This window comes from Xanthomonas sp. NCPPB 1325, from assembly GCF_041477645.2.
GTDB classification, from domain to species: Bacteria; Pseudomonadota; Gammaproteobacteria; order Xanthomonadales; family Xanthomonadaceae; genus Xanthomonas; species Xanthomonas cannabis.
In genome coordinates, this window is sequence record NZ_CM192985.1 from 1,225,613 (window position 1) to 1,246,889 (window position 21,277).

Annotated in this window: 22 protein-coding genes and 1 pseudogene; 12 read left to right on the forward strand and 11 right to left on the reverse strand. The window is 67.4% G+C overall.

The window, feature by feature from the left end; translation table 11 throughout:
* Nucleotides 1-28 precede the first annotated feature (28 nt).
* Entirely contained in the window at nt 29-1,120 is a 1,092-nt protein-coding gene (locus ACCQ10_RS04935; protein ID WP_166752391.1) for an NAD(P) transhydrogenase subunit alpha, read from the forward strand.
* A 187-nt stretch (nt 1,121-1,307) separates the two neighbouring features.
* On the opposite strand, the gene ACCQ10_RS04940 is transcribed toward ACCQ10_RS04935, so the two are convergent.
* From ACCQ10_RS04940 to ACCQ10_RS04950, 3 genes are read right to left on the reverse strand one after another with little or no spacing between them, the layout of a single operon-like run.
* Nucleotides 1,308-1,793, reverse strand: a complete 486-nt coding sequence (locus ACCQ10_RS04940) for a DUF3106 domain-containing protein (RefSeq protein WP_372362406.1) — start codon at nt 1,791-1,793, stop codon at nt 1,308-1,310.
* Nucleotides 1,794-1,798: 5 nt separating this feature from the next.
* A complete protein-coding gene (locus ACCQ10_RS04945; protein ID WP_228891093.1) occupies nt 1,799-2,146 on the reverse strand; it encodes a DUF3379 domain-containing protein in 348 nt (115 codons plus the stop codon).
* Complete coding sequence (locus ACCQ10_RS04950) at nt 2,143-2,706, reverse strand: RNA polymerase sigma factor (RefSeq protein ID WP_047695354.1); 564 nt, start codon at nt 2,704-2,706, stop codon at nt 2,143-2,145. Before ACCQ10_RS04950 ends, ACCQ10_RS04945 begins: the two co-directional genes overlap by 4 nt.
* Before the next feature lie 112 nt (nt 2,707-2,818).
* Between ACCQ10_RS04950 and ACCQ10_RS04955 the strand changes: the two genes are divergently transcribed.
* A complete protein-coding gene (locus tag ACCQ10_RS04955) occupies nt 2,819-3,124 on the forward strand; it encodes an NAD(P) transhydrogenase subunit alpha part 2 (protein ID WP_372362407.1) in 306 nt (101 codons plus the stop codon).
* The gene (locus tag ACCQ10_RS04960) at nt 3,121-4,578 is read left to right on the forward strand and encodes an NAD(P)(+) transhydrogenase (Re/Si-specific) subunit beta (protein ID WP_372362408.1); all 1,458 of its coding nucleotides are present in this window, start codon (nt 3,121-3,123) and stop codon (nt 4,576-4,578) included. The genes ACCQ10_RS04955 and ACCQ10_RS04960 overlap by 4 nt, the downstream gene beginning before the upstream one ends.
* A 430-nt stretch (nt 4,579-5,008) precedes the next feature.
* On the opposite strand, the pseudogene ACCQ10_RS04965 reads toward ACCQ10_RS04960, so the two are convergent.
* Both ACCQ10_RS04965 and ACCQ10_RS04970 read right to left on the reverse strand, forming a co-directional pair.
* Nucleotides 5,009-5,222, reverse strand: a pseudogene (locus ACCQ10_RS04965) (hypothetical protein); the annotation flags it as partial.
* A 334-nt stretch (nt 5,223-5,556) separates the two neighbouring features.
* On the reverse strand, nt 5,557-5,976 hold the full coding sequence (locus ACCQ10_RS04970; RefSeq protein WP_166750217.1) for a hypothetical protein: 420 nt from the start codon (nt 5,974-5,976) through the stop codon (nt 5,557-5,559).
* A gap of 184 nt (nt 5,977-6,160) precedes the next feature.
* On the opposite strand from ACCQ10_RS04970, the gene sufT reads away from it, so the two are divergent.
* The 5 genes from sufT (at nt 6,161) to ACCQ10_RS04995 (ending at nt 13,648) form a co-directional block, all read left to right on the forward strand.
* Nucleotides 6,161-6,715 (forward strand): putative Fe-S cluster assembly protein SufT, encoded by a 555-nt coding sequence (gene sufT, locus ACCQ10_RS04975; RefSeq protein ID WP_029219190.1) that lies wholly within the window; start codon nt 6,161-6,163, stop codon nt 6,713-6,715.
* Between the two features lie 64 nt (nt 6,716-6,779).
* Nucleotides 6,780-7,865: a branched-chain amino acid aminotransferase gene (locus ACCQ10_RS04980; RefSeq protein WP_372362409.1), complete on the forward strand. Its 1,086-nt coding sequence runs from the start codon at nt 6,780-6,782 to the stop codon at nt 7,863-7,865.
* Between the two features lie 313 nt (nt 7,866-8,178).
* Nucleotides 8,179-9,930: a S8 family peptidase gene (locus ACCQ10_RS04985; RefSeq protein ID WP_372362410.1), complete on the forward strand. Its 1,752-nt coding sequence runs from the start codon at nt 8,179-8,181 to the stop codon at nt 9,928-9,930.
* A 266-nt stretch (nt 9,931-10,196) separates the two neighbouring features.
* The gene (locus ACCQ10_RS04990) at nt 10,197-11,606 is read left to right on the forward strand and encodes a S8 family peptidase (protein ID WP_372362411.1); all 1,410 of its coding nucleotides are present in this window, start codon (nt 10,197-10,199) and stop codon (nt 11,604-11,606) included.
* 344 nt (nt 11,607-11,950) lie between these two features.
* Nucleotides 11,951-13,648 carry a S8 family peptidase gene (locus ACCQ10_RS04995; RefSeq protein ID WP_039566708.1) on the forward strand — a complete coding sequence of 566 codons (1,698 nt, stop codon included), beginning with the start codon at nt 11,951-11,953 and terminating at the stop codon, nt 13,646-13,648.
* Nucleotides 13,649-13,863: 215 nt separating this feature from the next.
* Here ACCQ10_RS04995 and ybaK read toward each other — a convergent pair whose 3' ends face one another.
* The 4 genes from ybaK to wrbA all read right to left on the reverse strand — a co-directional run bounded on the left by ybaK (nt 13,864) and on the right by wrbA (nt 15,945).
* Nucleotides 13,864-14,337 carry a Cys-tRNA(Pro) deacylase gene (gene ybaK / locus ACCQ10_RS05000; protein WP_372362412.1) on the reverse strand — a complete coding sequence of 158 codons (474 nt, stop codon included), beginning with the start codon at nt 14,335-14,337 and terminating at the stop codon, nt 13,864-13,866.
* 4 nt (nt 14,338-14,341) lie between these two features.
* The gene (locus tag ACCQ10_RS05005; RefSeq protein WP_039411242.1) at nt 14,342-14,827 is read right to left on the reverse strand and encodes an asparaginase domain-containing protein; all 486 of its coding nucleotides are present in this window, start codon (nt 14,825-14,827) and stop codon (nt 14,342-14,344) included.
* A 180-nt stretch (nt 14,828-15,007) separates the two neighbouring features.
* Nucleotides 15,008-15,352 carry a DUF2069 domain-containing protein gene (locus tag ACCQ10_RS05010; protein WP_372362413.1) on the reverse strand — a complete coding sequence of 115 codons (345 nt, stop codon included), beginning with the start codon at nt 15,350-15,352 and terminating at the stop codon, nt 15,008-15,010.
* Nucleotides 15,349-15,945: an NAD(P)H:quinone oxidoreductase gene (gene wrbA, locus ACCQ10_RS05015; protein WP_372362414.1), complete on the reverse strand. Its 597-nt coding sequence runs from the start codon at nt 15,943-15,945 to the stop codon at nt 15,349-15,351. Before wrbA ends, ACCQ10_RS05010 begins: the two co-directional genes overlap by 4 nt.
* Before the next feature lie 109 nt (nt 15,946-16,054).
* Between wrbA and ACCQ10_RS05020 the strand changes: the two genes are divergently transcribed.
* The 4 genes from ACCQ10_RS05020 to ACCQ10_RS05035 all read left to right on the forward strand — a co-directional run bounded on the left by ACCQ10_RS05020 (nt 16,055) and on the right by ACCQ10_RS05035 (nt 19,514).
* Nucleotides 16,055-17,332, forward strand: coding sequence for a YihY family inner membrane protein (locus tag ACCQ10_RS05020; RefSeq protein WP_039411248.1), 1,278 nt, complete (start codon nt 16,055-16,057; stop codon nt 17,330-17,332).
* Entirely contained in the window at nt 17,329-17,937 is a 609-nt protein-coding gene (locus tag ACCQ10_RS05025; RefSeq protein WP_372362415.1) for a TlpA family protein disulfide reductase, read from the forward strand. Before ACCQ10_RS05020 ends, ACCQ10_RS05025 begins: the two co-directional genes overlap by 4 nt.
* Entirely contained in the window at nt 17,937-18,203 is a 267-nt protein-coding gene (locus tag ACCQ10_RS05030; RefSeq protein ID WP_372362416.1) for an acylphosphatase, read from the forward strand. Before ACCQ10_RS05025 ends, ACCQ10_RS05030 begins: the two co-directional genes overlap by 1 nt.
* 84 nt (nt 18,204-18,287) lie before the next feature.
* Entirely contained in the window at nt 18,288-19,514 is a 1,227-nt protein-coding gene (locus tag ACCQ10_RS05035) for a hypothetical protein (protein ID WP_372362417.1), read from the forward strand.
* Here ACCQ10_RS05035 and ppk2 read toward each other — a convergent pair.
* Nucleotides 19,496-20,278, reverse strand: a complete 783-nt coding sequence (gene ppk2 / locus ACCQ10_RS05040; protein ID WP_039411256.1) for a polyphosphate kinase 2 — start codon at nt 20,276-20,278, stop codon at nt 19,496-19,498. The genes ACCQ10_RS05035 and ppk2 overlap by 19 nt on opposite strands.
* Before the next feature lie 30 nt (nt 20,279-20,308).
* Nucleotides 20,309-20,827, reverse strand: coding sequence for a molybdenum cofactor biosynthesis protein B (gene moaB / locus ACCQ10_RS05045; RefSeq protein ID WP_104580873.1), 519 nt, complete (start codon nt 20,825-20,827; stop codon nt 20,309-20,311).
* Nucleotides 20,828-21,277: the final 450 nt, after the last annotated feature.

Sequence of the window (21,277 nt, forward strand, 5' to 3'; positions counted from 1 at the left end):
CCGACTGGGCGCAAGACCGGAGCAACCCATGGCTGTGCAGGTGCTGGTGCTGAAAGAACGGGCCGCTGGCGAACGCCGCGTGGCCGCAACGCCCGAAACGGTCAGGAAGCTGGTCGCGCTTGGCGCCGGCGTCTGGATCGAGCCGGATGCCGGCCGCGCCAGCAGCATGGACGATGCGGCGTATCTGCAGGCCGGTGCGCAGCTGGCCAACGCGCAGACGCTCGGCCAGGCGGATGTCGTGGTATGCGTGCAGGCGCCGCCGACCGATGTCCTGCTGCAATGCAAACCGCACACGGTGCTGATCGGCATGCTCTCGCCCGATGCCGACCCTGCACGCGCGCAGGCCCTTTCCGAGCGCGAGGTGATCGCATTTCCGCTGGAACGCCTGCCGCGCACCACGCGCGCGCAATCGATGGACGTATTGAGCTCGCAGGCCGGCATGGCCGGCTACAAGGCGGTGTTGATCGCCGCGCAACTGGCGCCGCGTTTCTTTCCGATGCTGACCACCGCGGCCGGCACCATGCGGCCGTGCAAGGTGCTGGTGATCGGTGCGGGGGTGGCCGGTTTGCAGGCGATCGCCACGGCCAAGCGGCTGGGCGCGCAGGTGGAAGGGTTCGATGTCCGCCCGGAAACCCGCGAGCAGATCGCCTCGCTGGGCGCACGCTTCCTGGATCTGGGCGTCAGCGCCGCCGGCGAAGGTGGCTATGCGCGTCAGCTCACCGACGACGAACGCGCCGAACAGCAGCGCCGTCTGGCCGAACATCTGAAGGGCGTGGACGTGGTGGTCTGCACGGCCGCCGTGCCTGGGCGCCCGGCGCCGAAAATCCTGACCATGGAGATGGCACGCGACATGCGCGCCGGTAGCGTGATCGTGGATCTGGCCGCGGAAACCGGCGGCAATTGCGCGGCCACCCGCCCGGGCGACACCTATGATCTCGACGGGGTAGTCATCGCCGGCCCGCTCGATCTGGCCAGCCAGGGCGCAGTGCATGCCAGCGAGATGTTCGCGCGCAACGTGTATGCCTTCGCCGCGCTGTTGATCAAGGACGGCGCGCTGTCGTTCGATTGGGACGACGAACTGCTGGCCAGGACACGCTGGTCGGCGACATCGACTGCATAGCGCTGCCGAGTCCATGCGCCTTGTGCGTCGGCGGTTCCGAGTAGGAGCGCGCTGGCGCGCGATGGAGCTTCATCGGTAACACTCCATCGCGCGCCAGCGCGCTCCTACGGTGGCCGCACGCACGTCCACCTGCGCCCGGGATGCACCCGTGCGATGGCGTGCCGCGCTCGCCGCGGCGGCGCTGCCGTCAGTCGTCGGTTGGCGGGTGCTCGCGCAGCCAGGTAGTGCGTTCGGCCGGGCTCATCTTCTGCCAGCGCTGTTGCAGCGCGTCGCGTTGTTGCGGGTTGAGCGTGCGCATGCGGTCGAACAAGGCCTTGGCTTCGCGGCGCTGCTCCGGACTCATGTTGCGGAAGCGGTCCATGCCGGCCTTGGCCTGCTTGCGCTGCTCGGGCGTCATGTCCAGCCAGCGTTGGGCGTGCCGGTACATGCGCGGGCGTTCTTCGGGCACGTCGTTCCAGCGCTCGCGCAGCGCATCGATCAATACCTGGCGCTGCTGCTGGGTCAGGCGGTCCCATTCGGGCATCGGGGTCTCGTCGCGCGGGCCCTGGCCGCGGGGGCCGGGCCCGTCCATGGGCGGGCCCGGCGGCCCGGGTGGGCGGGCCTGGGCCAGCGCCAGGGCGCACGGCCCGGCGCACAGCAACAGGGTCAACAACAGGCGGGTCGTGCGGGTCATCGTGCTCATTCCATGGCCAGGGCGGTGTCGGACCCGAGCCAGACGTACAGGTCGGGGTTCTGGGTCAGCAGGTCGTCGGTGTCGGTGCTGGCGGTGTTGCCTGCTACCGCCTGGGTTGGCGCCGCGCCTGCCGGGGCGGTGTCGCTGGGCCGCATCTGCAGGCCGATGCCGACAGCCAGCAAGGCCGAACAGGCGGTGGCCAGCAACCAATGGCCACGGCGCATGCGCGTGGCCGGCGCCTGGCGTGCCTGGCGCAGGCGCGCCAGGGTCTGCGGCGGCAGCTGGGCGAGCGCGGTGGCGTGCAGTTGGCGCAGCTGCGCATCCAACTGGGCCGGATCGTGGGAGCGATTCACAGGAAATCCTCGAACTGTTTTTGCAACGCGTCGCGGGCACGCGACAGGTGGGTTTTGACCGAGCCTTCCGAGCAGCCCATGGCCTTGGCGGTGGTGGCCACGTCCAGGTCTTCCAGTACGCGTAGCGTGAACGCCTCGCGCTGGCGTGCCGGCAGCGAGCGCAGCGCATCGACCAAGCGCTGGTAGGCCTGCTGGTGTTGTTGTTCGCCGACCGGACCGATGCCCGGGTCGGCCCAGTCGATGGGGCCTTCGTCATCGGCGCGCTCGGCCGGTGCCCAGAACTTCAGGCGGAACGTGCGGCGGCGCTGCAGGTCGATGATGCGGCTGCGCAGGATGCTCCAGAACAACGGCGTCCATTCTTCTGCGGGCCGCTCGCGGTAGCCGAGCAGCTTCACCATGGCGTCCTGCACGGCATCCAGCGCGTCTTCGCGGTGACGCAGACCGGCCTCGGCAAAGCGGAACGCGCGCGGGCCGATGCCGGCCAGAAATGCATCCAGCGACACGGGGACGGCAGCGGCCGGTGCAACAGGCTGCGGATCGAAAGGGGTTCCCACCAGCACAGCGTAGCTTCCGCGACGACGATACGACGTCAACGGCCGGGCGCCGATTCGGTTGACACGCCGATGCATGGGTATGATCGGCGGGCCGCACCGGCCAGTGGAGCGAAAGACCATGAGCGACGGGTTCGTAGCGCTGTACATCTTCATGCTGGCGGCCATCGCCGGCCATGTGATCATCGCGCGGGTGCCGGTGATCCTGCGTACGCCACTGATGTCGGGGTCCAACTTCATCCACGGCATCGTGCTGATCGGGGCGATGGTGGTGCTGGGCCATGCCGATACCACGCTGGAAAAGGCGCTGGGGTTTGTCGCCGTGGTGCTGGGCGCGGGCAATGCGGCCGGCGGCTACGTGGTCACCGAGCGGATGCTGGACATGTTCAGGGCCAGCAAGAAGCCGGCGGCCAGGGAGGAGCCATGACTGTCACCACTGCCGAGCTGCTGGACTGGCTGGTCAAGTCCAGCTATCTGGTCGCCGCTACGCTGTTTCTGCTCGGCCTGCAGCGCATGGCCTCGCCAGTGACCGCGCGCAGCGGCATCCGCTGGGCCGGGCTGGGCATGCTGATCGCCACCGTGGCCACGTTCTTCCTTCCCGAACTTCACAACGTGCCGCTGATCCTGGCGGCACTGGCGATCGGCACCGGGGTGGCGTGGTGGTCGGCCAAGAAGGTGGCCATCACCGACATGCCGCAGATGGTGGCGCTGTACAACGGCATGGGCGGCGGCTCGGCGGCGGCGATCGGCGCAGTGGAGCTGCTGCGGTTTTCCTTCCTTGCCAACCGCGACACTGCGCACTGGAGCGCGCAGGCCATTGCCGAGCTGGCGGCGCGGCGGCCGGATGCCACCACCGTGACGCTGGCGGTAGTCGGCTCGGCGATCGGCGCGGTGTCGCTGTCCGGCTCGATCATCGCCTGGGCCAAGCTGGACGGCCGGCTCGACCGGCGGGTGACCTTTCCCGGCCAGCAGGCGTTCAATCTGCTGGTGGCAGTGGCGGTGCTGGCGCTCGGCATCTGGGCAGCGAGCAGCCTGCAGCCGCTGGCGATCATCGCCTTCTTCGTGCTGGCGCTGGCGCTGGGCGTGCTGATGACCCTGCCGATCGGCGGTGCCGACATGCCGGTGGTGATCTCGCTCTATAACGCCTTCACCGGGCTGGCGGTGGCCTTCGAGGGCTATGTACTGGGCAACGAGGCGTTGATCATCGCCGGCATGATGGTGGGTGCGGCCGGCATCCTGCTGACGCGGCTGATGGCCAAGGCGATGAATCGTCCGATCAGCGGCGTGCTGTTTTCCAACTTCGGTGGCGGCGGGCAGACGCAGGAGATCAGCGGCGCACAGAAGCCGATCGAGGCCGGCGATGTGGCTGCGATGATGGCGTTCGCCGAGCGGGTGGTGATCGTGCCCGGCTACAGCATGGCAGTGGCACAGGCGCAGCACAAGATCTGGGAGCTGGCGCAGCGCCTGATCGCACGCGGGGTCAAGGTGAAGTTTGCGATCCATCCGGTCGCCGGACGCATGCCCGGGCACATGAACGTGCTGCTGGCCGAAGCCGGCGTGCCGTACGACCTGATCGCCGACATGGACGACATCAATCCCGAATTCGCCAGCACCGATGTGGCGTTGGTGATCGGCGCCAACGACGTGGTCAATCCGGTCGCAAAGACCGACCCGGCCAGCCCGATCTACGGCATGCCGATCCTGGACGTGGTCAATTCGAAGAACACGGTGGTCATCAAGCGTGGCAAGGGCACGGGCTTTGCCGGTATCGAGAATGCGCTGTTCTACGCCGACAACACGCGCATGTTGTACGGCGATGGGGCAGAAGCGGCCGGCGCGCTGGTCAGCGAGTTGAAGGCGCTGGATGGCGGCGGGCATTGAGGGCGTGGGTCTTGTCAGCCGAGCCTCTCTTCCACACTGGTTGGTGAGGGCGGCTGTGTTCGCGCGCGATGACGAATCACTGCACCGCAGAGTTGGTTGTTTTTTTAAGAACGAAGGCATCACGTCGCTGATTGCTTTTGGAAAGCTTTACGCACTGACCACCGTCGAGGGCGCGGTGCCCTCACCACTCGCGGGACACGCCGTCAACCCGTCCATGGGGGCTCAGTGGCGGCATCCATGCCGCCCACGGTCCCGCAATCGGCGAGGGCACCGCACCAGACAGCTGGCTGGTGGTTTATCGAAGAACAGAGGGCGCCACGCCAGACCGCTACCGGTTGATTGTTGAAAACGTTGCACACCGACCATCTCGACTGGTCCTTGCCCGCCCACCGTCGCGGGACCCTTGGCGGCATGGATGCCGCCACGGAGCTTACAAGGACGTACTTGCAGCGTGTCCTGCGATGGTGGGCGGGCAAGGGCCCTGCAGCAAAGGCAAAGACGTCGAGGGCGCGGTGCCCTCACCGCTCGCGGGACACGCCGTCAACCCATCCATGGGGGCTCGGTGGCGGCATCCATGCCGCCAACGGTCCCGCAATCGGCGAGGACACCACGCCAGACAGCTGGCTGGTGGTTTTGTCGAAGAACACAAGGTCACCGCGCCGCCAGCTTGCTGGCCGCTGGTTGAGATCCATGCATACCGACCATCTCGACTGGTCCTTGCCCGCTCACCGTCGCGGGACCTTGAGCGGCATGGATGCCGCGCCAGAGCTCCAGGGACGGATTCACGGCGTGTCCCGCGATGGTGGGCGGGCGAGGGCCCTGCAGCAAACACGACGACATCGAATACGCGATGAGGACACCGCACAGAGAGTTTGCTGGTGGTTTTATTGAAGAGCCAGAACAACGCGCCAGGGCGTTGATCGTGGGCCTTGTTGAAAACTCTGTGTACCAACCATCCCTACGCCAAACGCGCCCGACTCAGCGCGCGGCCCACCACGCAACGAATAGCGCGGCGGCGTAGCACAGCAGATCGAAGCCGTTGTTGGCCAGTTGCAACAGGGTCCAGGCCAGGCCGGTGCCCATCTTCTGTGCCGAGGTCCATGGGTCCAGGCCGAGCGGTCCGCCCAGTTGGGCCGAGGCGATCCCCCAGTTGGCGCCGACGATGATCAATGCTGTCGTGACGACGGCGACACCGATGCGCAGCCGGCCGGCATGCAAGGTGCCAAGGCGCAGCATCCAGACGATCTCCAGCGCTGCGACGACCGCCATCCAGCCGGCCTGGTTGCCGAGCGCGAGTGCGATGAGGAGCCAGGCGATGAGGGCGGTGACGCACCCAAGCAGCAGGAGCGGGGGCCAGAGCCAGTGGGCGGTTCTGGCGGACGCGGTGGTGGGCGGCATTGGAGCTCCTGACAGTGCGCACATGATAGAACGCGGGCCGGCCTTTGCGATGCACCACACCACCACGGTGCGGCGGATGGAATGCAGCGTCGTCGCTGACGGGCGCCGCGTGCGGCGGCGATGCCGTCGCGGTCGGCTAGAATGGCCGACTTGCGCGCGTCCGGCGCGGCCCCATATCCAGCCCATGTACTCCCGTAGCAGCGAACCCGTCCAGTTCGAACGCGATTGCGATGCCGTCATGGTGCCGCAGGGCGATTCGGTGACCCTGCCCGCAGGCAGTTACGGCTATATCACCCAGGCGCTGGGTGGCAGCTACACCGTCTTTGTCGAGGGCAATCTGTTCCGCATTGCCGGCAAGGATGGCGATGCGATCGGCAAGGAGGCCCCGCCCGGGCTGGAATTGCCCGACAACGCCAGCGACGAAGAGGTCGAGGCCCTGGTGTGGCAGCAGCTGCGCACCTGCTTCGACCCGGAAATTCCGTTCAACATCGTCGACCTGGGCCTGGTCTACGAGGCCGTGGTCAGCCACCGCGAAGAAGACGATCAGCGTCGGGTGGACGTCAAGATGACGCTCACCGCGCCCGGTTGCGGCATGGGCGAGATCCTGGTCGACGACGTGCGCAGCAAGGTCGAAATGATCCCGACCATTGCCGAGGCCGATGTCGAGCTGGTGTTCGACCCGCCGTGGGGCCGGCATATGATGTCCGAAGCGGCCCGTCTCGAGACCGGCATGCTCTGATCGTCACGCGCCATGTCCACGATGTGGCGCCGCGTCCTTTCGCCCGCCATACAGGAATCTCCCGGTGTCCGTGTCCTTCGCTTCCACCCGTTCTCCGTCGCCGCGCAGCGCCGACGAACTGTCCGTGATCCTGGCCGCGCCCGGTTTCGGGCTGCATTTCACCGACCACATGGTCGCCATTTCCTGGAACAACGAGCAGGGCTGGCATGACGCGCAGGTGCGCGCGTACGGCCCGCTGCAGCTGGATCCGGCGGCGTCGGTGCTACATTACGGCCAGGAGATCTTCGAGGGCATCAAGGCCTACCGGCATGCCGACGGCTCGATCTGGACCTTCCGCCCGCAGGCCAACGGCGAGCGCCTGCAGTGCTCTGCGCGCCGTCTGGCACTGCCGGAATTGCCGGTGGACCTGTTCGTCGAATCGCTGCGCCAGCTGGTGGCGGTGGACGCCGGCTGGGTGCCCTCGGCACCGGAAACCAGCCTGTATTTCCGCCCCTTCATGATCGCCGATGAGGCGTTTTTGGGCGTGCGTGCGGCGCACAAGGCCTCGTACTACGTGATCGCCAGCCCGGCTGGCCCGTACTTCGCCAAGGGTGTGGCGCCGGTGTCGATCTGGTTGTCCACCGACTACGCGCGTGCAGCCAAGGGCGGCACCGGCGCGGCCAAGTGCGGCGGCAACTACGCTGCCTCGCTGCTGCCGCAGCAAAAAGCCTATGCGCAGGGTTGCTCGCAGGTGCTGTTCCTGGACCCGGTGGAAGGCAAGTACATCGAAGAGCTGGGCGGCATGAACGTGTTCCTGGTCTACAAGGACGGCAGCCTGGTGACGCCGGAACTGTCCGGCAGCATCCTGGAAGGCATCACCCGCGACAGCATCCTGCAACTGGCCCGCGACCGCGGCATGCAGGTGATCGAGCGCAAGGTGGCCATCGACGAGTGGAAGCAGGGCGTGGCCTCCGGCGAGATCACCGAGGTGTTCGCTTGCGGCACCGCGGCGGTGGTGACCCCGATCGGCGAGCTCAAGGGTGACGGGTTTGCGGTAGGCGATCTGTCCGCACCGGCGGGCGAGGTCACCATGTCGCTGCGCCAGGAGTTGACCGACATCCAATACGGCCGCGTGCCGGATCGTCACGGTTGGCTGGTGCGTTTGTCATAAGCCGCCATACATCGTCAAAAAATGGCCCTCGTGTGTCAGCACGGGGGTTTTTTTTGGCCTGCTCTGCAGCAAATGCGCCGTGACCGGCCAAAAAACTGTGCGAAGCGGACTGAACAGAGCTGATCGTTGTCACAAAACTGATATTTAAGTTTCAAAAGTGTCGATCTTGTATTGTCCAGTTTGGTTGCGCTGGGGTAGGTTCGCTGAACGGATCGGTAACAGGGGATCGTTCCGGGGACTCGGTGCTGACCGATGGAAGGCGGCGCCGGATAACACCGCTCAGGCGGTTCTCTTTGATTTGGAAGGGAATTCAATGTCGAACGTGTCCTCCCGCAAGCGTCCTCGCGCACTCATCGTCATGCGCGCAACCGCGCTGACCTCGCTGTTGCTGGCAACGCCTGCGTTCGCCGGCGAGGTCTATCTGGATGGCCTTGCCACCGCCCAGACCCACCAGAAATTCATCGTCACCTACAAGGACGGCAGCAATGCCCTGGCCAGTCCAAGCGTGTTGACCAGTTCGCTGCGCGCCGCCGCCCGCGCGGTACCGGCCAAGGCGGGCAGGGCGCTGGGTCTCAATTCGGTGCGCCGCCTGGCAGTGGGGCCGGAGCTGATCCAGGCCGACCGCGCGCTGGACCGTGCCGAAGCCGAGACGCTGATGCGCCAGCTGGCCGCCGACCCGAACGTGCAGAGCGTGGAAGTGGATCAGATCCTGCACGCCGCGCTGACCCCGAACGACACCCGGTTGTCCGAGCAGTGGGCCTTCGGCACGACCAATGCCGGCCTCAATATCCGCTCGGCGTGGGACAAGTCCACCGGAACCAACGTGGTAGTGGCCGTCATCGATACCGGGATCGTCAGCCACCCCGACCTCGACGCGAACATCCTGCCGGGCTACGACTTCATCAGCGATGCGGCAACCGCGCGTGACGGCAACGGGCGCGACAGCAATCCTGCTGACGAGGGCGATTGGTACGCCGCCAACGAGTGCGGCACGGGCATTCCGGCGGCAACCTCCAGCTGGCACGGGACCCACGTCGCCGGCACGGTCGCCGCAGTGACCAACAACGCCACCGGCGTGGCCGGTACTGCCTATGGCGCCGAGGTGATCCCGGTGCGCGTGCTGGGCAAGTGCGGCGGTTCGCTGTCGGATATCTCCGATGCCATTATCTGGGCTTCGGGCGGCACCGTTTCGGGAGTGCCGACGCTGTCGTCGGCGAACGCGGCCGAGGTCATCAACATGTCGCTCGGCGGTGGCGGCGCCTGTTCGACCACCATGCAGAACGCCATCAATAGCGCGGTGTCCCGTGGCACCACCGTGGTGGTGGCTGCGGGCAACGATGCATCCAACGTGTCCGGTTCGCTGCCGGCCAACTGCGCCAACGTGATCGCGGTAGCGGCCACCACCTCGGCCGGCGCCAAGGCCAGCTATTCCAACTTCGGCACCGGCATCGACGTGTCAGCGCCGGGTTCGGCCATCCTGTCCACGCTCAATAGCGGCACTACCACGCCGGGCAGCGCCAGCTACGCGTCCTACAACGGCACCTCGATGGCGTCGCCGCATGTGGCCGGCGTGGTGGCGCTGGTGCAATCGGCGGCCCCGTCGCCGCTGACGCCTGCCGCCGTGGAAACCTTGCTGAAGAATACGGCCCGGGCATTGCCGGGCGCCTGCTCCGGTGGCTGCGGCGCCGGCATCGTCAACGCCGATGCCGCGGTTACGGCCGCGATCAGCGGCAGCAACGGGGGCGGCGGTGGCGGCAGCGGCAACACGCTGGCCAATGGCACGCCGGTGACCGGCCTGGGCGCGGCCACCGGTGCAGAGCTGAACTACACCATCGCGGTGCCGGCGGGCAGCGGCACGCTCACCGTGGCGATCAGCGGCGGCAGCGGCGATGCCGACCTGTACGTGCGTGCCGGCAGTGCACCGACCGACACCACCTACACCTGCCGGCCCTACCGCAGTGGCAATGCGGAAACCTGCAGCATCACCGCGCCGTCTGGAACCTATTACGTGCGGGTCAAGGCGTACAGCACGTTCTCCGGCGTGACCCTGAGGGCCAGCTACTAGGGCCCGGTTGTTCGACGCCGCGTGGCGCTGCCGGTCACGTGCCGGCAGTCGCGCCGGCGGCGCCTCACCTCATCTGCGATGTCTCGCCCACGTCTGCCAGTTCGGCAGGCGCCGGCGGCGCATTGCCGCTCGGCCGGCAAGGACACCGGTCAGTCGTTTCGACGGGCGTCACCGCCCGTGCGTTCCGGCCCGATCCGCGGTGTGCGGCAAGGGGCCGGCCATCTCGCCGCAACCGCGGCACTTCATAAAAAACTGAGGAACGATCGATGTCCAATGTGTCGCAACGTCGTGCACCCGCACGCGCCCTGGTCGTGCTGGGTGTTTCCGCGCTGACCTGTCTGCTGGCCGTGCCGGCGTTCGCCGGTCAGGTCAATCTGTCCGGTTTGGAGTCGCAGCCCACGCTGGACCGGTTCATCGTCAAATACAAGGACGGCTCCAGCGCGGCAGTAAGCCCGACCTCGATGCGCGCATCGCTCAACTCCGTTGCCAAAGCCGTGCCGGCACGCGCCGGCCGTGCGCTGGGCCTGAACCACGTGCGCCGCACTGCGCTGGGTTCGGAAGTGCTCAAGACCGACCGTAGCCTGGACCGTGCCGAAGCCGAAACGCTGATGCGCCGGATCGCCGCCGATCCGAGCGTGGATTACGTCGAGGTCGATCAGATCATGTACCCGGTGTTGACCCCGAACGACACCCGCCTGTCCGAGCAGTGGGGCTTCGGCACCAGCGCCTCCAGCATCAACGTGCGCCCGGCCTGGGATACCGCCACCGGCACCGGCGTGGTGGTGGCCGTGATCGACACCGGCATCACCAGCCACCCGGATCTCAACGCCAACGTGCTGCCGGGTTACGACTTCATCAGCGATGCGGCGCGTGCGCGCGACAACAACGGGCGTGACAGCAACCCGGCCGACCAGGGCGACTGGCGCGCGGCCAACCAGTGCGGTACCGGCATTCCCGCCGCCAACTCCAGCTGGCACGGCACCCACGTGGCCGGCACCATCGCGGCGGTGACCAACAACAGCAGCGGCGTGGCCGGTACTGCGTTCAATGCGCGCGTGGTGCCGATCCGTGCGCTGGGCCTGTGTGGCGGCGCCACCTCCGACATCGTCGATGCCATCGTCTGGGCTTCGGGCGGCACCGTGTCCGGCGTGCCGGCCAATGCCAACCCGGCCGAAGTGATCAACATGTCGCTGGGCGGCAATGGCACCTGTTCGGCCACCTACCAGAACGCGATCAACAGCGCGGTCTCGCGTGGCACCACCGTGGTGGTGGCGGCCGGCAACAGCAATGCCAACGTGGCCAACTTCACCCCGGCCAGCTGCGCCAACGTGATCTCGGTGGCCTCGATCACCTCGGCCGGTGCGCGTTCGAGCTTCTCCAACTTCGGCACCACCATCGATATCTCCGGCCCCGGCTCGTCGATCCTGTCCACGCTCAACAGCGGCACCACCACCCCCGGGTCGGCCAGCTACGCCAGCTACAACGGCACCTCGATGGCGGCCCCGCATGTGGCCGGCGTGGTGGCGCTGGTGCAGTCGGCGGCCAGCCGTCCGCTGACGCCGGCGGCGGTGGAAACCCTGTTGAAGAACACCGCCCGTCCGCTGCCGGGCGCCTGCTCGGGCGGCTGCGGTGCCGGCATTGTCAACGCCGCCGGCGCGGTCAGCCAGACCCCGTAAGGCCGCGCCGACACCCTGGATGCCGGCGCTCTTGCCGGCATCGACGTCGGGCCAACCCCGACGCAGCTGTCGGTGTTTTTTGAAACCTGCACTGCCCCGCTTCGGCGGGGCAGTGTGCGTTCGGGCAGCGGCAATTGCCGGGCTGCCGGCGCAGGCCGGCGGTAACGGCTGAATGAAGCGCATGCGGGCGCAGCGTGGCCGCTTCAGCGCAACCTGCGGCACGCCGATAGCCACCCCACGTGAGGCATGCGCCATCTGCCTGCCCACGCATCGGGCAAGGCGCATCGCCGTGGCGTTAGCGCGTTGCCATCCGGGTTGCCAGCTCCTTGGGGAGGGATGGATTCATGTCGTATCACTCAGTTGGCGCATTGCGCCGCATTGCACTCGTCTGTGCGTTGTCATGCACGTTTCATGCCGCCGCCGGCGAGGTCAGCCTGCAAGGCTTGAACTCCAGCAGCAGCCATCAGCGCTTCATCGTCAGCTACAAGGACCGCGTCGGCAGCAGCCGGGCGACCGGGTTGTCTGCGCCCTGGCGCGACATCGCCCGCGCGGTGCCGGAAGCGCGCGGACGTGCGCTGGGCTTGTCTGCAACGCGTCGGCTCAGTACCGGTCCGATGCTGTTGGTGGCCGATCGCAAGCTGGACCGTGTGGACTCGGAAAGCCTGATGCGCCGCCTCGCAGCCGACCCGGCGGTCAAGCGCGTGGAAGTGGACGTGCTGATGCGTCCGTTGCTGGTGCCGAACGACCCGGGCGTGCCGCAGCAGTGGGCGATGGGCACGACCAGCGCCGGTCTCAACATCCGCCCGGCCTGGGACCGCACTACCGGCAAGGGCATCGTGGTGGCGGTGATCGATACCGGCATCACCAACCATCCCGACCTGGCAGCGAACGTGTTGCCCGGTTACGACTTCATCATCGATCCTGCGACTGCGCGCGACGGCAGCGCGCGCGATGCCAATGCCGCCGACCAGGGCGACTGGACCGCCGCCAACGAATGCGGCCCCGGTGCGTCCGCGTCCAGCTCCAGCTGGCATGGCACCCATGTCGCCGGCATCGTGGCGGCCGTCGGCAACAACGCGGCGGGTGTGGTCGGCACCGCCTTCAACGCCAAGATCCTGCCCCTGCGAGTATTGGGCCGATGCGGCGGCTACATGTCCGACATCGCCGATGCGATCGTCTGGGCGTCCGGCGGCAAGGTCAATGGCGTGCCGGCCAACCCGAACCCGGCCACGGTGATCAATCTTTCGCTCGGCGGCTACGGCAGTTGTTCCACAACCCTGAGCAACGCCATCACCGCTGCGGTGACGCGTGGCAGCGCGGTGGTGGCGGCGGCCGGCAACAGCAATATGGATGTTTCCACCAGCGTGCCGGCCAACTGCCCGAACGTGATCGCGGTGGCAGCCACCACCTCGGCCGGCGCCAAGGCCAGCTTCTCCAACTTCGGCACGGGCGTGGATATCGCAGCGCCCGGGCAGTCCATCGTATCCACGCTCAATACCGGCACCACGGTACCTGGCAATGCCGCATACGCGGGTTATAGCGGTACCTCGATGGCGGCGCCGCATGTGGCCGGCGTGGTGGCGCTGATGCAGTCGGTGGCCCTGAATCCACTCGCCCCGGCCACGGTGAAGGCCTTGCTCAAGAGCAGCGCGCGGCCCTTGCCGGTGGCCTGCGCGCAGGGCTGCGGGGCAGGGCTGGTGAATGCCGACGGCGCGGTGACGGCGGTGATCGAGTCGACCACCTTGACCAGGAATGTGGCTCGCACCGGGCTGAGCGCAGCGCTTTCCGATTCGCTGTATTACCGGGTCAACGTGCCGGCCGGCACGCGCACGCTCAAGGTCGCGCTTGCCGGTGGCAGCGGCAATGCCGATCTCTCGTTACGGGCCGGTGCATTGCCGACCGATGCCGCGTACAGCTGCCGCAGCATGTTGCCGGGCAATGGCGACAGCTGCACGCTGGCCGCGCCCGCAGCCGGCGTGTACTACGTCCGCTTGAAGGCGACGCTGGGCTTCTCTGCGGTCAGCGTCACTGCGGCGTATTGAGGGGTTCCGGCGCGGTGCTGCTGCCGCGTCGGGAGACGCTGACGAGTGCCGCGGCGTGGGCAGTCGTCAGCGGTGCGGGGAGCCTGGCGCGACGTCGATTGGAAGTTGGATACTGAAGTCGAAGTCGAGGTTCGACCGAGATGTCGCGTATGAGCCAGGATTCTAAGCGAGGAACGTGCGCACCAGCGGGTGCGTGCGGCAGCGCGCTGATGCGTCTATTCGCACAGCGCACAGGCGCGTGCGGCCAGTGCCTGTAGCAGCTGGGCGCCGGGCAATTCCAGCAGCAAGCCACGCTGGCCAGCGTTGATCCATAGCGCGGGTGCATCCAGTGCGGTGGTGTCGACCAGCACCGGCGCCTGCCGTTGCTGGCCGAGCGGGCTGATGCCGCCGACCTTGTAGCCGGTGCGGCGTTCGGCATCGGCCACCTCCATCATGCGTGCCGACTTGCCGCCGTACGCGCTGGCGAGTTTCTTCAGCGACACCCGGCGGTCGCAGGGAATCACCACGCAGACGGCGTTGTCATCGACCCACGCCATCAGCGTCTTCAATACGGCGTGCGGCGGTAGCCCCAGCGCCTGTGCGGCTTGTAATCCCTTCGCATCGGCATCGGCCTGATAGGCGTACGGATGCAAGACATAGCCCACGCCGGCCGCGTCCAATGCCTTGGTGGCGCGGGTGACCTTGCTCACCGTGTCAGATCGATTCGAAACGGTTGGCCGCCACGTTCTTGCGTACCTTTTCCGGGTTCCAGATGCGGCCGTTCATGGCGATGTAGACCCCGGCCGGCAACGACTGCACCGCACCCACCGCGCAGCCGATATTGAATTCCGCATCCGAGCCACGGAAGCGCGCCGGGTTCAACGCACCGGTCATCACGATGGTCTTGTCGGCGATCGTCTGCAGCACCTTGCCGGTTTCCACCATCGAGTCGGTGCCGTGGGTGATCAGTACGTGGCGGGTGGGTTGGGCGGCGATGGTGGCGCGGATCAGTTCGCGGTCGGCCTCGGTGATGTGCAGCGAGTCCTTGCGGATGATCGGAATTACCGAGAAGCGGAATGTCACGCCCAGTTCCTTGAGGATCTGGCCGATCTGCGGGTCGCCGATCTGGTAGTCCGATTTGTCGTCGAAGTAGATCTTGTCGATCGTGCCACCGGTGGTGACGATCAGAAGGTCTTCCATTGCTGCCAATCCTGTAGGGCCAACGCGGTGCAGGCCGCGCGAGGGCCGCCATGATACCGCCCGACTGCGGTACTGGCTGCGGCCCGCGGGCAGGCAAGCCGGACACCCACGCTCACCTGGACAGAGGGGCGGTCTGCCACCGGGCCACCGGCGCGGTCAGTCCGCGCGCAGCTGCGCCGGTCAGCGCGCCCTGCGCTTGCTGCCGAACCGGGCCGCCACGCCAGGCCCGCTGACCAGCCCGATCACCAGCAGCGCCAGCAGCAGTTCCAGCCACGCCAGGCCGCGGGCGTGCGGCTGGCTCCAGGCAGCCATCACGCCGTGGCTGAACCATCCCAGCGCAAACACGCCGGCCCAGAAACGTGCGCGGGCGCTGCTTACCGCCAGCACACCGGTCAGCGCGGCGGGCAGCACGAACACGATGAGCGCGGCGATCGGGCGCGCATCGTCGTGGAACCAGACCACGAACAGCAGCGCCAGCGCCAGTAGCGCCACCGTCAGCAGCCAGCGCGTGGCGCGCAGGCTCACGGGGTCGCCAGCCGCCGCGCGATGTCGGCCACTCGGCGGCCGAGCGCGCGTGCCAGCAGGGTCTCGTCCTCGCTCGGTTGCGGGTCGCCGCCGGCGCCGGACACATGGCTGGCGCCGTACGGCGTGCCGCCGCTGGTGGTGTGGCTAAGCGCCGGCTCGGTGAACGGAATACCGACGATCAGGCAGCCGTGGTGCAGCAAGGGCAGATGCATCGACAGCAGCGTGGATTCCTGCCCGCCATGCATCGAGGCGGTGGAGGTGAACACACCCGCCGGCTTGCCGGCCAGGGTGCCACTGGCCCATTCGGCGCCCAGGCTGTCCAGGAAGTGCTTCATCGGCGCGGCCATGTTGCCGAAGCGGGTGGGGCTGCCCAGCAACAGGCCGCTGCATTCGGCCAGATCGGCGCGGTCCACGTACGGCGCGCCTTCGTCCGGCACCGGCGGGGCGCTGGTCTGGGTGACTGTGGCCACCGGCGGCACCGTGCGCAGCCGCGCGCTCATGCCGGGCACTTCGCCGATGCCGCGCGCGATCTGCCGCGCCAGCCGCGCCACCGAACCGCCACGGCTGTAATACAGCACCAGAATCTCCGCCATCGCATCTACCAACTGTGTGAGTTGCCGCAGTATCGGCCAAGCGGCCGGCCTGCTGCACGCCGCAGGTGCGGCAAGGCCGCGATGACGGCGCATCGGGTACCCTTGCGCGATGTCGCGTGTGAACACCCTCCACCAATGGAAAGAGCGTCTGCGCGACCGCGCGCGGACGGTGAGCTTCGGGCGCTTTCTATGGCACCGCTTTCTGGACGACCGGCTGTTCCAGGCGGCCGCCTCGCTGGCCTACACCACGGTCTTTGCACTGGTGCCGCTGGCCATCGTGGTGTTCGGCGTGTTGTCGGCATTTCCGGCCTTCAACGAGTGGAAGGACGCGCTCACCGACTTCATCTTCAATAATTTCGTGCCCGGCGCTGCGCGTTCGGTGCAGAACTATCTCAACCGTTCGCTGGAAGATCTGGGCAAGTTCACCGTGGCCGGTATGGTGGCACTGGTGGCTTCGCTGCTGATCACCCTGCACAGCATCGAGCAGACCTTCAACAGCATCTGGCGGGTGGCCGCTGCGCGCCCCAAGGTGACGCGGTTCCTGATCTATTGGACGGTGCTGACGCTGGGCACCATGCTGGCCGCCGCCTCGATGGCGATGGCGGCCTACGTGTTCGCGCTGCCGCTGTTCCGCACCACCGAAGGCCAGTGGCTGGCCGAATTCGCCTGGCGGCTGGCGCCGATGGCGGTGGAGTTCGTCTGCATCGTGCTGATCTACCGCGTGGTGCCGCAGCACGTGGTGCGGCTGCGGCATGCGCTGCCGGGCGCGCTGCTGGCGGTGATCCTGATGGAGATCGTCAAATGGGGCTTCGGGTTCTATCTCGGTAATTTCCAGACGTATCAGCGTATCTACGGCGCGCTGTCGGCATTGCCGATCCTGTTGTTGTGGATCTACCTGAGCTGGGTGTCGGTGCTGCTGGGCGCCTCGCTGGCCTCGTCGATGTCCGCATTCCGCTACCAGCCCGAAGCGATGCGGCTGCCGCCGGGCTTCGAGATCTACGGGCTGCTGCGGCTGCTGGGGCGTTTCCGCCAGGCGCGCATCCACGGCAACGGCCTGGACGAAGACCGCATCCTGGCGCTGGAACCCATGCTCACCGACACCCTGATGCAGGAACTGCTGTGCGAGCTCAAACGCATCCGCCTGCTGCGTCGCGACGAGCGCGGGCAATGGCTGCTGGCGCGTGACCTAGATGTAGTGACCTTGGCCGAACTCTACGAAAACTGTCAGCTGCGCGTGCCGATCGAAGACCGCCCCCTGCCTTGTCGCGACGATGCCTATGGCCAGGCCGCCGCCGCGGCGCTGGAACAATTGCGCCAACCGTTGCGCAGCGTGCTGGCGCAACCGGTTGGCGACCTCTACACCCACCTTCCCGGAGATCCTCCATGACTGTGCGCCTTGTGCGCGGCGCGTGCGCGCTGCTGTTGCCGCTGTTAGTGCTGACTGCCTGCAAGCCCACCGGCGACGGCGCGCCCGCGGCCGATCATGCGACGGCCCCCACCGCGCCGGTTCAGCCACCTGCAGCGCCTGCCGCTCCCGATCCGGCCGGCGCTGCCAACACCTCGGTCGTGCAGCAGACCGCCGAAATGCCCAAGCTCTCGCTGCCGACCGTAACCGGCGAGACCTACGATCTGGCCGCGCATCGCGGCAAGTGGGTGGTGGTCAATTTCTGGGCCACCTGGTGCGCGCCCTGCCTGAAGGAAATGCCGGAACTGTCGGCGCTGCACACCATGCGCGATGCCGTCGAAGTGGTAGGCCTGGCCTATGAAGACATCACCGCTGCGGACATGCAGGCCTTCCTGAAGGACCATCCGGTCTCCTATCCGGTCGCCATCCTCGACCCGTACCAGCCGCCGCAGGACTTCGCCACGCCGCGCGGCCTGCCGATGACCTATCTGATCGGCCCGGACGGCAAGGTGGCCAAGCAATTCCTCGGCCCGGTCACCGCGCGCGATATCGAAACCGCCGTGGGCATCACCGGCAAGGCCGGTTGATGCAGGCCGCACGCTTTGTCATCAGCGGCGTGGTGCAAGGCGTCCACTACCGGGCCTCCACCCGCGACCGCGCGCTGGCACTGGGCCTGTCTGGACACGCCCGCAACCAGGCCGACGGCAGCGTGGAGGTGATCGCCGCCGGCAACGTGGCCGCCCTGGATGCGCTGGAAGCCTGGCTCTGGCAAGGCCCGCCTGCGGCGCGAGTGGCCGCGGTGACACGCGCGCCGTGCCCGGTTCCGACGACTGAAGACTTTGTAACTGGCTGAGCGCCGGCCCGCACGGCGGGGCAACAGAGTTGGGGCGACGCGCCGATAACCTTGTCAACGCGATCAGGCGTTCAGGGGAATGTAATGGCCGCTCCATCTCAGGATCACAACGACGCGCACGATCAATCGGCACGCCGCCGTCGCCAGCTGGCGCAATCCGCGCCATGGCTGTATCTCGGCGCGCTGCTGGGCAGCGGCTGGCTGCTGTTCGTGCAGCCGTCCACGCGCGTGCTGCAAACCGGCCAGGCGGCAACCAGCTGGCTGGTGGCCTGGACCTTCGGCGGCATCGTGATCGGTGCCTTGCTGTGGAGCCTGCGGCTGGCGCGCCGTGGCCTGGCGCAGCCCTCGGCAAGCTACCCGCTGTCGGCACGCCTGCCTGAATCCTGGGCCGATGCCTACGCCGCATTGCTGCGCCCCGCGCCGCCGGCCCCGGTCGCCGTCTCCCGGTTGGATCCGGCCCACACCCAGCGTGGTGCGGCCTGGCATCGCTTCGGCGGCGGCATGCTCAGTGCGGAAACCTTCGACCCCGACGATGCCACCCGCGCGCCATGGGATGGGCTCGATGCCCAGACCTGCATCGCGCGGCTGGACGAAGTGCGCACCGCCTGGCAGAACGCCTCGGCCAACCGCGCGCTGCAACAGGAACGCCGCTACTGGCTGGACGTGGTGCTGTCGCTGCTCGACCACGGTGTCATGCGGCCGTTGCAGGACGGCTACCTGCCCGACACCGCCGCGCTGCGGACCGAGCGTTTCCTGCTCGGCGCCGATGCCGGCCCGGTGGTACTGGCCGAGGTGCCGGCCCTGTTCGCACGTCGCCTGGCACTGGCCATCGACGCCATGCCGCCCGCCCAACGTGGCGCGGCCGAGGCGCAGTGGCGGCTGCTGCAGCAGCTGCACGCCCTGGTGGCCGAAGGCCGCATGCTGGACGAGCGTTCGCAGGTGATCCAGGTGCTGGCCTGGAACCCGGACGTGGACCTGGACCAGGTCGAAGTGGCCTACATCCTGGCTGCCCAATACCGCGAAGGCATGCGCGACTGGCTGCGCCGCGCCGCCCTGGTGCGCCTGCCCGACAGCGCGCTGCGCCTGGACGAAGTGCTGCTGTCCTCGTGCAGCCCGCTCGGCGCGCAAGCCGATGACGTGGACTACATGGAAGCGATGCGACCGCTGCACCGCGGTTTCATGCAGCTGTTCAGTCAGCGCCTGAGCCAGCTGGTGCTGCAGGCCGAGCAGGCCGAACGTCAGGCCGGCCTGCACCCGCTGCCGCGCGCTACCGCGGCCAGCGATGAAGTCTCTCAGGACTGGCCGGCGTAATCGTCGATCGGCTCCAGCACGCCGTAATGTTCCTTGTGCGGCTTGCCGTGCAAGGGCGGCAACGCGAATTGCGCTTCGGGCACCGACGTGTCCGGGAGCCGATCCAGTAGATCGCGGATCAGGCTCAGCCGGCCCCGTTTCTGATCGTTGAAATCCACCAGCGTCCACGGCGCATCGGGCGTGTGGGTCGCTTCGAGCATGCGCTCGCGGGCGGCGGTGTAGTCGTCGTATTTGTCGCGTGACTGCAGATCCACCGGCGACAGTTTCCAGCCCTTGAGCGGGTCTGCGTGACGCTCGGCGAAGCGTTCTTCCTGTTCTGCTTGGTCCACGCACAACCAGTACTTGAACAACAGGATGCCGTCGTCGACCAGCATCTGTTCAAAGCGCGGCGCCTGCTCCAGAAACGCGGCGTATTGCGCGTCGGTGCAATAGCCCATGACCCGTTCCACGCCCGCGCGGTTGTACCAGCTGCGATCCATCAGCACCAACTCGCCGCCCGCCGGCAGATGCGTGACATAGCGCTGGAAATACCACTGCGTGCTCTCGCGGTCGCTGGGCTTGGGCAGCGCCACCACCCGGCACTGGCGCGGATTGAGATGGCTGGCGATGGTCTGGATCACGCCGCCCTTGCCGGCGGTGTCGCGGCCTTCCACCAGCACCAGGGCGCGCTGATTGGTGTGGCGCAGCCAGCGCGCCATGCCGACCAGTTCCAATTGCAGCGGTGCCAGCAGTTTCTTGTAGGCCTTGCGTTTGAGATGCGACATGCGCGTTCCAGCCGGTGGAGAGCGCGCAGGCTATTCGCCCAGACGTGGACGCAGTGTCGCCAGATTGCACGGTTTGGTCCGCGCATCCAGCTGCGCACGCACGATCTTCTCCCATGCCGTGCGGCAGGCCGAAGTGGAACCGGGCAGGCAGAACACGAAGCTGTGGTTGGCAAGCCCGGCAAACGCGCGCGATTGCAGCGAGGAGGTGCCGATCTCGTCCACGCTGACCGCGCGGAACATCTCGCCGAAGCCGGGCATGACCTTGTCCAGCAACGGCGTGATCGCCTCCGGAGTGCTGTCGCGGCCCGTAAAGCCGGTGCCGCCGGTGATCAGGATGCCGTCGACCTGTGCGTCTGCGATCCAGCCGGACACGATCGCGCGCATGCGGTAACGGTCGTCCGGGCACAGCGCACGTTCGTGCAGCACATGACCTTCGTGGGTGAGGGCATCGGCCAGGTAATCGCCGGAACGGTCATCGGCCAGGGTGCGGCTGTCGGACACGGTCAGCACGCACAGGCGCAGCGGAATGAAGTCGAGAGTGGAAGGCATGCGCGCAGCCTAGCGAGCCGGGACGGCCGGGTACAGCGTTGTGGTGTGAAGTCGTACGGATCGGGTGCCTATCAGGCGTTAGCTAACGCGTCGCTCTAAGCCTCTCTCCCTGCGGGAGAGGGGTTGGGGTGAGGGTACGGTTAACCAGTGTCACGGCCGCAGCAGCACCCTCATCCGGCGCTACGCGCCACCTTCTCCCGAAGGGAGAAGGGAGAAGGGAGCAGGGAGAAGGGAGCAGGGAGCAGGGAGAAGGGAGCAGGGAGAAGGGAGCAGGGAGAAGGGAGCAGGGAGAAGGGAGCAGGGAGAAGGGAGCAGGGAGAAGGGAGCAGGGAGAAGGGAGCAGCATCCATGCTTGACTGTCGCTCTTGTGGCAGCGCCAGCGAAGGATTCCGCGCCTCAAGCACCACGCCATCTCGCATGCCAACCCGGAAGCGCAACATCCGGCAACCG

Bases quoted from the DNA above. Each gene is read 5' to 3' on its own strand.
- ACCQ10_RS04935 (WP_166752391.1), top strand. From the start codon at position 29: ATGGCTGTGCAGGTGCTGGTGCTGAAAGAACGGGCCGCTGGCGAACGC.
- ACCQ10_RS04940 (WP_372362406.1), bottom strand. From the start codon at position 1,793: ATGACCCGCACGACCCGCCTGTTGTTGACCCTGTTGCTGTGCGCCGGG.
- ACCQ10_RS04955 (WP_372362407.1), top strand. From the start codon at position 2,819: ATGAGCGACGGGTTCGTAGCGCTGTACATCTTCATGCTGGCGGCCATC.
- ACCQ10_RS04960 (WP_372362408.1), top strand. From the start codon at position 3,121: ATGACTGTCACCACTGCCGAGCTGCTGGACTGGCTGGTCAAGTCCAGC.
- ACCQ10_RS04970 (WP_166750217.1), bottom strand. From the start codon at position 5,976: ATGCCGCCCACCACCGCGTCCGCCAGAACCGCCCACTGGCTCTGGCCC.
- sufT (WP_029219190.1), top strand. From the start codon at position 6,161: ATGTACTCCCGTAGCAGCGAACCCGTCCAGTTCGAACGCGATTGCGAT.
- ACCQ10_RS04985 (WP_372362410.1), top strand. From the start codon at position 8,179: ATGTCGAACGTGTCCTCCCGCAAGCGTCCTCGCGCACTCATCGTCATG.
- ACCQ10_RS04990 (WP_372362411.1), top strand. From the start codon at position 10,197: ATGTCCAATGTGTCGCAACGTCGTGCACCCGCACGCGCCCTGGTCGTG.
- ACCQ10_RS04995 (WP_039566708.1), top strand. From the start codon at position 11,951: ATGTCGTATCACTCAGTTGGCGCATTGCGCCGCATTGCACTCGTCTGT.
- ACCQ10_RS05005 (WP_039411242.1), bottom strand. From the start codon at position 14,827: ATGGAAGACCTTCTGATCGTCACCACCGGTGGCACGATCGACAAGATC.
- wrbA (WP_372362414.1), bottom strand. From the start codon at position 15,945: ATGGCGGAGATTCTGGTGCTGTATTACAGCCGTGGCGGTTCGGTGGCG.
- ACCQ10_RS05020 (WP_039411248.1), top strand. From the start codon at position 16,055: ATGTCGCGTGTGAACACCCTCCACCAATGGAAAGAGCGTCTGCGCGAC.
- ACCQ10_RS05025 (WP_372362415.1), top strand. From the start codon at position 17,329: ATGACTGTGCGCCTTGTGCGCGGCGCGTGCGCGCTGCTGTTGCCGCTG.
- ACCQ10_RS05030 (WP_372362416.1), top strand. From the start codon at position 17,937: ATGCAGGCCGCACGCTTTGTCATCAGCGGCGTGGTGCAAGGCGTCCAC.
- ACCQ10_RS05035 (WP_372362417.1), top strand. From the start codon at position 18,288: ATGGCCGCTCCATCTCAGGATCACAACGACGCGCACGATCAATCGGCA.
- ppk2 (WP_039411256.1), bottom strand. From the start codon at position 20,278: ATGTCGCATCTCAAACGCAAGGCCTACAAGAAACTGCTGGCACCGCTG.
- moaB (WP_104580873.1), bottom strand. From the start codon at position 20,827: ATGCCTTCCACTCTCGACTTCATTCCGCTGCGCCTGTGCGTGCTGACC.